We start from the raw sequence: 9,454 nt of genomic DNA, 5'->3' as shown, positions 1-9,454 counted from the left end.
GGATGTGTGCGGCTGCGGCGCGCACCGTACCCGGCCTGCTGACCGTACCAACCAAATCCGGCCACGGCTACGGCGTTCTGACAAAGACCCCGGAGCTTGTCCGCGAGGAGATCGAGGGCATGATGGCCGAGGCTGTGGCGGCGGCAAAGACAGCCGTACCTCCGGCACTTCCCGAGCACTTCCACGTGGAGGTCACCTATGTACATCATTATGACGCCTATGGATGCTCCCCCTATCCCGGCGCCAGCCTCATCTCTCCCACCACCGTGGCCTTTGATGCCGATGATTACGGTGATGTGCTGCGCTTTTTCTACTTTGTGATCTAAGAAACGGAGGTATATGCTATGGCTGTTATTGCCTATCAATACCGCGGTGATCTGGTGGATCAGATCCACCGGGGACACATCGCGGTAACGGATCACACAGGCAAGATCCTTTGGAAGCTCGGTGATCCGGAGCGTCTTACATTTGCCCGCTCCTCCGCCAAGCCCCTTCAGGCGATCCCCGTGGCAGAGAGCGGTGCGCTGGAGCATTATGGCATTACCCCACAGGAGCTGGCCGTCATCTGCTCCTCCCACAACGGAGAGCCCTTTCATGTAAAGGCCGTGGAGAGCATCCTGCACAAGGCCGGGCTCTCCCCCGACCAGCTGTGCTGCGGGTCGGAATACCCCATGTATGTCCCCGCCGAGGACGCCTTGAAGATCGCCGGCATCCCCCGTGCGCCCATCTACTGCGACTGCTCCGGAAAGCACGCCGGTATGCTCATCACCGCCCGCCATTTAGGGGAATCCCTGGAGAACTATATTTCTCCGGAGCACCCTGTTCAGCAGCGTATCCTCTCGGTGTTCGCTGAAATGTGCGGCGTGGAGACCTCCGAAGTCCATCTGGCCGTGGACGGCTGCGGCGTTCCGGTCCACGCGCTGCCCCTTTACCGGCTGGCACAGGGCTACGCCCGCATGTCCCTCCCCACGCTTTTCGCCCCCACCCGGGCCGCTGTCCTCCGGCGTATCACATCCGCCATGACAGCACATCCGGAAATGGTGGCAGGGACCGATCGCATCTGCACGCAGCTGATGGCCGCCTTCGGCGACCGAATCTTCTGCAAATCAGGCGCCAGCGCATTCTATGCCGTGGGCATCAAGGATAAGGGGATCGGCATTGCCCTCAAAATGGAGGACGGCGCCTCCTCCATCGTCCCGTATGCCATCCTCTCGGTTCTCACCCAGCTCGGCGTCATCACACCGGAGGAAGCCTGTTCTCTGCCCCGCTATCACGACAAAAACCTTTACAACAACCACCACGCCGTTGTGGGCCGCACCGAGCTGGCCTTTCAACTGGAGCAGCTCTGCTAACGGCACGGGCTGCACGCAAAACAGAGCGCATCTGTCCTCTTGCCAGAAAGCAGCATAAACAAAACCACCCGCTTGGCAGGTGGTTTTGTTTATGCCGGCATGGTGCTCCGGATAAAACGTTTCCCCGATTTCCGGGCATAGGTCGAATGGTATGCTCTTGCGAAGGCGCACAGCTTCGCGGTCATACGCTCATGGGATTCGATTATTGTTATACCTCATGTAAATACAAAAATCCCGTCTGTTCAAAGAAGGTGACTTCTTGAAACAGACGGGATGTATGATTTCTGTGACTTATCGGACTCCTGTGCGCAGCACGATAAGCCTGCCGTCTGATTGGAAAAGACAGCAGGAACAGCATGCGGTATTCACAATGATCTGCTTTCTGTGCGCATTCATAGGGAGGGTCCGAGGATAAACTGCTTCATTTGGAAGAAAACAAAAAAGAGACCAAAAAATGGTTCAATGCCTTAGGGCGCTCTACGCCGTTCGGGGGAACCAAGTTTGGTCTTACTCGCAGTATATCCAATGTCAGTGAGAATGTCAAGCCGCTGCTGGTTTCGCTGAAAGCTTACTCGGAGGCGGAGAAAAAAGACCATGCAAAATCCGCAAAGGAGTTTTTCGGGGAGACGAACAACCGGAACGAAAACGGATACATTACCACGGACGGCACGAAGCTGGATTTTTCTGATCATCATAAGGGCGCACCCGGCGGGCAAACTGGGCGAAGGGGCGACGGCCGTGACCGGCGCGGAGCTGTGTGAGCGGCTATTTCAATCCACGCCCCCCGCGAGGGGGGGGGCGACGGCGGACAGCTCCTCCTTGCTGGGGATGGTAGTGGTATTTCAATCCACGCCCCCCGCGAGGGGGGCGACATCGCTGTTCAAGGTGGGCAAGACCTCCAACGCCCTATTTCAATCCACGCCCCCCGCGAGGGGGGCGACAGCGCCCCTCCACCACGGCCATGCGGCCCTTGGTATTTCAATCCACGCCCCCCGCGAGGGGGGGGCGACAGCATGGTTGGCCAAAATCGCGCCGACAAGCTAATTTCAATCCACGCCCCCCGCGAGGGGGGCGACGATACTGTATCTTGTCCTGCGGTCGGTTCATGCTGCCATTTCAATCCACGCCCCCCGCGAGGGGGGCGACCGCCCGTCGGTGAACCCCCAGTGCATCGCCGTCACAATTTCAATCCACGCCCCCGCGAGGGGGGCGACTGCATCGGGGAGCACGCAGGGCGCCACCTCAACGACATTTCAATCCACGCCCCCCGCGAGGGGGGCGACAGCTTTATATCGACAAGCTCAGCGCCAACATTTTGATTTCAATCCACGCCCCCCGCGAGGGGGGCGACCATACTCCCCCGTGCGGGAGCCCAGGCCCTTGGTGATTTCAATCCACGCCCCCCGCGAGGGGGGCGACGCTGCGGCCTTCGCGCCTGCGATGTCGGCAGCAAATTTCAATCCACGCCCCCCGCGAGGGGGGCGACACGATCCTCCCGGAGTCCCTGCCGTCGGCGCGGATATTTCAATCCACGCCCCCCGCGAGGGGGGCGACTTCACGGCCTTGTCTACAAACTTCGTCTTCTTGCATTTCAATCCACGCCCCCCGCGAGGGGGGCGACGTCCCACTCGTAGTGCCAGAAGCCGGTTTCTTCCTCATTTCAATCCACGCCCCCCGCGAGGGGGGCGACGTTGCGGCGGCACTTCTTGACATACTCGACCGACATTTCAATCCACGCCCCCCGCGAGGGGGGCGACGTTTGAGATGCCTGCGTGATAAGTTGTGTAAGCCCCTATTTCAATCCACGCCCCCCGCGAGGGGGGCGACAAGCTGGAGGACCATCGGTAATGGAGAGCTATCTCATTTCAATCCACGCCCCCCGCGAGGGGGGCGACCATACGACCTTCCGTGATCTGCGCCTTACCGTAGGAATTTCAATCCACGCCCCCCGCGAGGGGGGCGACCGTGGATATCTACGGCAGCATGGACTATGCCGAACGGATTTCAATCCACGCCCCCCGCGAGGGGGGCGACGACAGGCTTCAGCCGTGACAAGTGGCTGACACTGATTTCAATCCACGCCCCCCGCGAGGGGGGCGACCCGCTGGGCAGATACACGACATCCACACCGCAGCGCAATTTCAATCCACGCCCCCCGCGAGGGGGGCGACGGTGGACAGAAACCGGCGGATGTACCATATCCGGATTTCAATCCACGCCCCCCGCGAGGGGGGCGACAGGTCTTGACATCTGCGCCCTCCATGCCGCGCTTATTTCAATCCACGCCCCCCGCGAGGGGGGCGACATGCCGCGTGGATGAAGAAAAACCGGTGATGAGCATTTCAATCCACGCCCCCCGCGAGGGGGGCGACGTCTGTAGCCTCATCGTTCCAGGTGATGTTACAGGCATTTCAATCCACGCCCCCCGCGAGGGGGGCGACGGCAAGCAAAAGGGCAAGGTCGTGGACGTAAAAATTTCAATCCACGCCCCCCGCGAGGGGGGCGACAGCAAAGATGCACAGTTTTACCCGCGGATCTTTGACAAATAAGTAGAATTTTTGCGTTTTTTGGGGGAAAATACGGGGTGGCTGCCCGAGAAAACCGGGGAAAGACCGGCGCTTTCTCGGGAAAAGCCTTGCGAACCTCCCGACAATTACTGGTCACTTGGACTTCGCAAGGGGCGGGAAGGCGCGTCCCGGATGCCCGTGCGCTGTACCACCGCCGTGCCGGGAGACGTGTGTCAGAGGATCAGGGGATCCTCCGGCAGGTAGGTGCTCTTCGCACCGAAATGCTCCACTTTTTTCTCGTATTGCTTCCCCAGATAGTAAAAGCGCAGACTGTCCTTCTCGGGATCCATGATGGACAGGAGTTGTGCCTGCAGGCGGCGGCACTGTCCTGCGTCCAGCAGGCACTCGAACACGGAATTTTGCACCCGCTGTCCATAGTCCACGCACTTTTTGGCAATTTGCCGCAGGCGCTTGCGTCCGGCGGCGTCCTCGGTGTTTACATCGTATGTGATCAGCACCAGCATAGCATCACTTCCATAAAAAAGGCGGATAGCCGTCCAAGTCGCCGCGGAGGCAGCGGGCCAACAGCAGCGCCTGCACATAGGGGACCATGCCCCAGCTCAGCTTTTCCCCCAGATAGGGGTGGGTCAGTGTGTCCCGTTTCCGCTCCTGCCAGGTCTTCAGGAATTTCCGACGGCCTTCATCGGACAGCAGCACCGCGCCGCTGTCCTGCACCTGAAAGTCTTCCGGGCGCAGCATCCGATTGTTCACGAGGGTCAGCACGAAGCGGTCTGCCATGCAGGGCCGCAGCTCCTCCATCAGATCCAGCGCCAACGACTGCCGTCCCGGCCGGTCGCGGTGGAGGAAGCCTACATAGCTGTCCAGCCCCACGCTTTCCAAGGCGCTGGCACAGTCGTGCGCCAGCAGACTGTAGGCGAAGGACAGCATGGCGTTTACCCGATCCAGCGGCGGGCGGCGGCTGCGCCCGTGGAAGAAGAAGGCCTCCTTTCGACTCAGGAGCATGTGATCGAGGACGCTGAAATACGCGGTGGCGGCAGCACCCTCTATTCCCCGCAGGGTGTCCAAGTCAGCGGCAGCCAGCACCTGCGGCAGCATGGCCCGGATGTTGGCGGCGGCGTCTTCCAGACCGCAGCCCGCCACGCGGGGCGCGTGATCCCGCAGGGTACGCTGGATGCGGGCGGCGCCGTTGCTCAGCTTGCCGAAGATCATGGTGCGGGCTATCGCACAACTGCGGGCGGGGTCATCGGCAACACGGTACTGTTCACGCCGGAGCAGCACGTTGCCGCTGCTCTCACCGCAGGTGCGGGCGAGGAAACGCCCATGCGGGGAGCAGAAGGCCAGACCGATCCCGGCCTCCGCGCATTTTCCCATCAGCGCGGGGGAGGCACCGGCATAGGAGAAACTGACGATGGCTTGCAGCGTGTGCAGCGGATAGCGGGCGACGACGGTCTTGTCTCGGTTTGCCAGCACGTTTTCCCCCTCCAGCGAGAGGTAGATGTCCTCAGAGGTGACAAATAGCGTGTTGAGAAGCTGCTTCATGGTGCTTCCTCCATGGCCGCCCGGAGATACGCGGAGACGGTTCTGCTTTTCATCAGCTTGGGCAGGCACAGTTCCTTTAAGGAGCAGGCGCTGCAGGATCTGGTGGGCTTGACCCTGGGGGTATAGCCCCGGCGGTACAGCTCGTGCATTTCCGCCAGCAGCTCCCGCACCCCTGCGCGCAGCTCCGGGGTGAAGGAAACCCTCTCTCGCCGGCGGATCTCCCCGTAATAGAGTGCGCCCTCGGGGATGTCGCAGCAGAGCATGGACTCCAGGCACATGGCCTGCGCGCATAGCTGCAGGGTGTCGCCGGTGTCCTCCCGGGGGCGGCCCCGCTTGTACTCCACAGGGTACGGCTGCCACAGTCCCTCTTTTCCGGAGAGGGGAATCCCGACAGCGCCCCGGTGGTATTCCAGTACGTCGCACTGTCCGGATACACCCAATTCCGCAGAATAGACGCTGACGCCCCGCGTAATGAAACGGTCGCCCCGCCGCTCCTGAAAGTCCGTGTCGTGGGCGTTTTCGTGGAGGATCGCGCCGTCAATGGTGCGGTAGTTTTCCGCCCACTGGTGCTCGATGTGGATCAGCGCCCACCGCCGCCTGCAAAACCGGAAATGCTGTAAGCCGGAGAGCTGTAGGAAGTCCTCCTCATTATACGCCATCGATCACCTCCGGCTCCAGACCCGGCAGTGCCTCCAGCGAGATCACATAGTCGTCTGCAGCGGTGGGGATGGTACCCGCGTCCCGCAGAGCGACCTTGACGGAGCGGTGGACCCTCGCGGAGGAATACTGCCCATCCTTGCAGCTGTGCCGCCACCAGAACAGCTTTACCACCTCCATGGAGCCGTCGGGCCGTGCGGAGGAGGCATCGTTCACAAAGAGGGTGCGCAGACATTCCTTGACCGTGTCGGCGTCCTCCTCGGAGAAGCCGGTCTTTTCCGCCAGCTGGACATTGATGGAGCCCTTGATCTCGTACAGGCCGAAGCGGACAAAGTGCTTCATGCCCATGGTGTCGGAGGCGCGGTTCTCACCCTTTTCCTCCTTCTTGCCGCTTACGCTCTTGGTGATCTGGAGGGACTCGATCTCCACGGGGGACAGGCTGGACGCCTGATGCACAGAGACCGGCCCGCGCACACCGCAGGACAAGCCCTTTGCATCATCCTTACCCTTAAAGGCGAACACCTGCCCGAAGGTACGCACATCCAGCCACGTCTCACAGGCGCGCCGGGCATATTCCTCCCGATCCTTGATGCCCTTCATGGCGGCGGAGGCCCGCTCGCTGAGGCTGCCGCAGCCGTCGCTGCACCGATCCTCCGACTGAACGAAGATGGGCTTGCCCAGATCCTGCATCCGGTTGCGGATCTTGCGCTTGATGCACACGTCGGAGATCTCACCGAAGCCGTTCAGGTCGGTGCGGGGGCGATTGCCGTTCTGAGGGTCACCGTTGCTGTTGGCGCGGGTCACGGAGACCAGTGCCACAAAATCGATCTTGTTTTGTAAGCTGCTCATTTATTCTTCCTCCTGACTGTTTTCGGTTTTACCGGATGTGTACAGCGCACTGCGCTGCAGATAGTACCCAAAGAGGTAGGTGTCTTTCAGGGACTCCTCCTGTTCCGCCTGCGGGAAGGAGGAAATTTCCTGAATGATCTGCTCAATGATGCGGTCGTATTTTATTCTGGCACCGGGCGCCAGCTTGGGGTAGTACGCCTTTTTCAACTGCTCCCAGATGATCCGGCTGGCGTAGAGCGGACGCTTTGCGAACACGGACTGCATCCGGATCGCGTTGGGCTCTCGCTGTTCATTGGAATCATAGGTATCTCGCTCGAGTTTTTCAAACACGGCCAAAAGCCGTCCATACTGATAGCTGACATCCTTCTTCTGCGGTTCCAGTGCCATGCTCCATTCCTCCTTGTACCAATCATATTTGTATTTCCGAAGCACCGCGCAGGCGGTGAACAATACCGTTTCCCGCAGGGCGGCGTCCATGATCTGCAGGTTGGACGCCTTGGCCGCAGCGGCGCGGGCGATGTCCGCCGGCATTTTGCCCCGGTCCACCCGGCAGGAGAGCAGCCGCTGTACCTGCTGGCGCATGACGCGCTCGTCCGTTTCCAGCTTTGTCTGTCTGTCGGAGACGCGCACCGTGCCGAAGGCGCAGTCCGCGATCTGCGAAAGCGAGGGAGACTGTATGCCGAAGGAGGAATGCTCCCAGCAGCAAAGTGCATCCCAGTTGTGCAGACGCTCCAGAAGATCAGAGACCGGAAGCTCGCTGTAATAGGTGAGGGAAAGACGTCCGGATGTGGCGGCGTCAAAGGCGGCCACCACGGCGCCGGCGTCCCGTGGGATCGTCTCCTGCCAGCCCCGGAGAGTCTCCGACAACGCCTTTCGATAGTCGGAGTATTTTATCTGCCTGGCGGCGCTCCGCCGCAGAAAGGCGGCCTGCGGCTTGGGGATTTCAATGCCCTGCGGATTCCAGCACAGGAAGGTGCGCCCGCCGATGAAGACGCCTTGGGTCGCCGCCAGCCAGTGCAGCGCACTGTGGATCTTCTGCGATGCCTCATAGCTCATGGTCGCGGCCTGCGAATCGTCTGTGAAGCGGCCCCGATAGGTAAAGCCGCTGGTGTCGTTGGCGGAGATCAGCTTGGCGTTGGCGCACAGGTTGATGATCTTCTTGGGGTGCTGGCTGGCTGGCGGGGCGTTTTTACCGGTAACCATGCAAAACGCGGGCTTCCCGGATTTCGTGGATGCATAGTAGTCGATGAAGGCTTGGAAGAGGCTCTGATCCTGCCAGCAGGCGGGCGTCTCATTTTCCGCACCTGTTTCCACGCGCCAGCGGACCACCTGCTTTTCCTTGGTGGGTAGCCCCTTTTCATTCAGGGAGATCACACCCCGCTGCGCCAGGTCTTCAACGATCGTCCCCCTCTCCACATAGCGGGCGATGGCGGAGAGCTTGGGGTGGCCGTAGGGTGATATCTCCCAGCGGTGCAGCTGTGTCAGGTAGCTTTCGTATTTGGCGGGATACAGCGGGGAGAGAAACTGAATCTGGTCGCATAGAGGGTGTGCGCCGGGGGCTTTGCCGGTTCGCCCCGAGGAGCTCTCCGTCACAGGGATGATCGTGGCGGCCTGCTCCGCCTCGACGGAACGGGCGTCCAGCAGATGACCGTCCGCGTCCAGAGTGAGCTCCAGCTCTGCGTTTACGATTTGGTGCGAAACAGGAACCAGTGGCTCCTTCGCCTTGCCGTAGATGCCGGCGTATTGCGGCTCCATGGCACAGTAGGTGTCATAGGCTTGCTGCATCAGTCCCATTTACTCCACCTCCCCAAATTCCCGCAGACCGATAAAATTGCCCTCATCGGCGGAGAAGACCTTCATAGGCATCTCCCGCAGAGGCTTTTGCCCCGGACATTCCGCCGGCGGGAGAAAGTGGATGACGCCGTTTTTCATGACCGGATACCAAAAGCGCGCAGTCATCCGCCCGCGGGTCTCCTCCGAGTAGGCCTCATCCGGGTAGGTGATGCCGTGGTACATCAGCCCGAAGCCCAGCTCCGGCAGATCGTCGTAGGCGCCTGCGCCGTTTCCGAATACGCAGGGCTCTACGTAGCCCTGACATTCCCGGGTGCCCAGAAAAATGTCCCGCCGCCCGCCTTTTTCGATCATTCGGCGGGCAATGCAGTGATGTTTGTTCTCATTTCGGTCGCCGCACAGCTCCGGACGGTTGTCGTTCCAGTCGAAGCAGGCCCGCACCTGATACCGGCAGCTTTTCAGATAGGTGTAATACGCCAGATCGTTGCCGCCGCCGTATTTGATGGGGCGGATGCCCTTCACCTCGGTCTGGATGGGGTTCATGACCCGCACGTCCAGGATCCGCCAGATGAAGGTAGGCTTCCAGTATACGGAGGACAAAATGCCCTTCAGCGCCTCATAGGTGGGTACCTGATAGCTGCACTTTTCACCGCCCAGACGCATGAGCGGGTCGGAGAAGAGGGCGTAGTCTCCGTATACCTCAAATTCTACGATGTTGGGATGTTCTGTTTTCAATCG

The 9,454-nt window shown here is 60.7% G+C and carries 9 protein-coding genes and 2 CRISPR repeat arrays; of the genes, 3 read left to right on the top strand and 6 right to left on the bottom strand.

Features of this window, described 5'->3' with window-relative positions; translation table 11 throughout:
- The 3 genes from ACZM22_RS09335 to ACZM22_RS09325 all read left to right on the top strand — a co-directional run.
- A partial coding sequence (locus tag ACZM22_RS09335) for a M55 family metallopeptidase (protein ID WP_489543867.1) occupies nt 1-326 on the top strand: 326 nt, incomplete at its 5' end.
- 18 nt (nt 327-344) lie between these two features.
- On the top strand, nt 345-1,352 hold the full coding sequence (locus tag ACZM22_RS09330) for an asparaginase (protein WP_489543866.1): 1,008 nt from the start codon (nt 345-347) through the stop codon (nt 1,350-1,352).
- Between the two features lie 425 nt (nt 1,353-1,777).
- A complete protein-coding gene (locus tag ACZM22_RS09325; protein ID WP_489543865.1) occupies nt 1,778-2,113 on the top strand; it encodes a hypothetical protein in 336 nt (111 codons plus the stop codon).
- Nucleotides 2,114-2,119: 6 nt separating this feature from the next.
- A CRISPR array of direct repeats spans nt 2,120-2,498; the repeat unit is 33 nt; unit sequence ATTTCAATCCACGCCCCCCGCGAGGGGGGCGAC.
- 103 nt (nt 2,499-2,601) lie between these two features.
- Nucleotides 2,602-3,859: direct repeats of the CRISPR family, unit length 33 nt; unit sequence ATTTCAATCCACGCCCCCCGCGAGGGGGGCGAC.
- Between the two features lie 233 nt (nt 3,860-4,092).
- Here the strand turns inward: ACZM22_RS09325 and cas2 are convergent.
- Genes cas2 through cas5c form a run of 6 tightly spaced genes read right to left on the bottom strand, consistent with a single transcriptional unit; the run spans nt 4,093 to nt 9,451 of the window.
- On the bottom strand, nt 4,093-4,383 hold the full coding sequence (gene cas2 / locus ACZM22_RS09320) for a CRISPR-associated endonuclease Cas2 (RefSeq protein ID WP_483268902.1): 291 nt from the start codon (nt 4,381-4,383) through the stop codon (nt 4,093-4,095).
- A gap of 4 nt (nt 4,384-4,387) precedes the next feature.
- Entirely contained in the window at nt 4,388-5,419 is a 1,032-nt protein-coding gene (gene cas1c, locus ACZM22_RS09315; protein ID WP_489543864.1) for a type I-C CRISPR-associated endonuclease Cas1c, read from the bottom strand.
- Nucleotides 5,416-6,078 (bottom strand): CRISPR-associated protein Cas4, encoded by a 663-nt coding sequence (cas4, locus tag ACZM22_RS09310; RefSeq protein WP_489543863.1) that lies wholly within the window; start codon nt 6,076-6,078, stop codon nt 5,416-5,418. Before cas4 ends, cas1c begins: the two co-directional genes overlap by 4 nt.
- Complete coding sequence (cas7c, locus tag ACZM22_RS09305; protein ID WP_489543862.1) at nt 6,068-6,925, bottom strand: type I-C CRISPR-associated protein Cas7/Csd2; 858 nt, start codon at nt 6,923-6,925, stop codon at nt 6,068-6,070. Before cas7c ends, cas4 begins: the two co-directional genes overlap by 11 nt.
- A complete protein-coding gene (gene cas8c / locus ACZM22_RS09300; protein ID WP_489543861.1) occupies nt 6,926-8,719 on the bottom strand; it encodes a type I-C CRISPR-associated protein Cas8c/Csd1 in 1,794 nt (597 codons plus the stop codon). It abuts the gene before it with no gap.
- A complete protein-coding gene (cas5c, locus tag ACZM22_RS09295) occupies nt 8,720-9,451 on the bottom strand; it encodes a type I-C CRISPR-associated protein Cas5c (protein WP_489543860.1) in 732 nt (243 codons plus the stop codon). It abuts the gene before it with no gap.
- Nucleotides 9,452-9,454: the final 3 nt, after the last annotated feature.

The organism is Vescimonas sp., from assembly GCF_057856985.1.
Note: the sequence above shows the minus strand (reverse complement) of the source record. Positions and strands in the feature narration are given on the sequence as shown.

Bases quoted from the DNA above. Each gene is read 5' to 3' on its own strand.
- cas4 (WP_489543863.1), bottom strand. From the start codon at position 6,078: ATGGCGTATAATGAGGAGGACTTCCTACAGCTCTCCGGCTTACAGCAT.
- ACZM22_RS09330 (WP_489543866.1), top strand. From the start codon at position 345: ATGGCTGTTATTGCCTATCAATACCGCGGTGATCTGGTGGATCAGATC.
- cas1c (WP_489543864.1), bottom strand. From the start codon at position 5,419: ATGAAGCAGCTTCTCAACACGCTATTTGTCACCTCTGAGGACATCTAC.
- cas7c (WP_489543862.1), bottom strand. From the start codon at position 6,925: ATGAGCAGCTTACAAAACAAGATCGATTTTGTGGCACTGGTCTCCGTG.
- cas2 (WP_483268902.1), bottom strand. From the start codon at position 4,383: ATGCTGGTGCTGATCACATACGATGTAAACACCGAGGACGCCGCCGGA.
- cas8c (WP_489543861.1), bottom strand. From the start codon at position 8,719: ATGGGACTGATGCAGCAAGCCTATGACACCTACTGTGCCATGGAGCCG.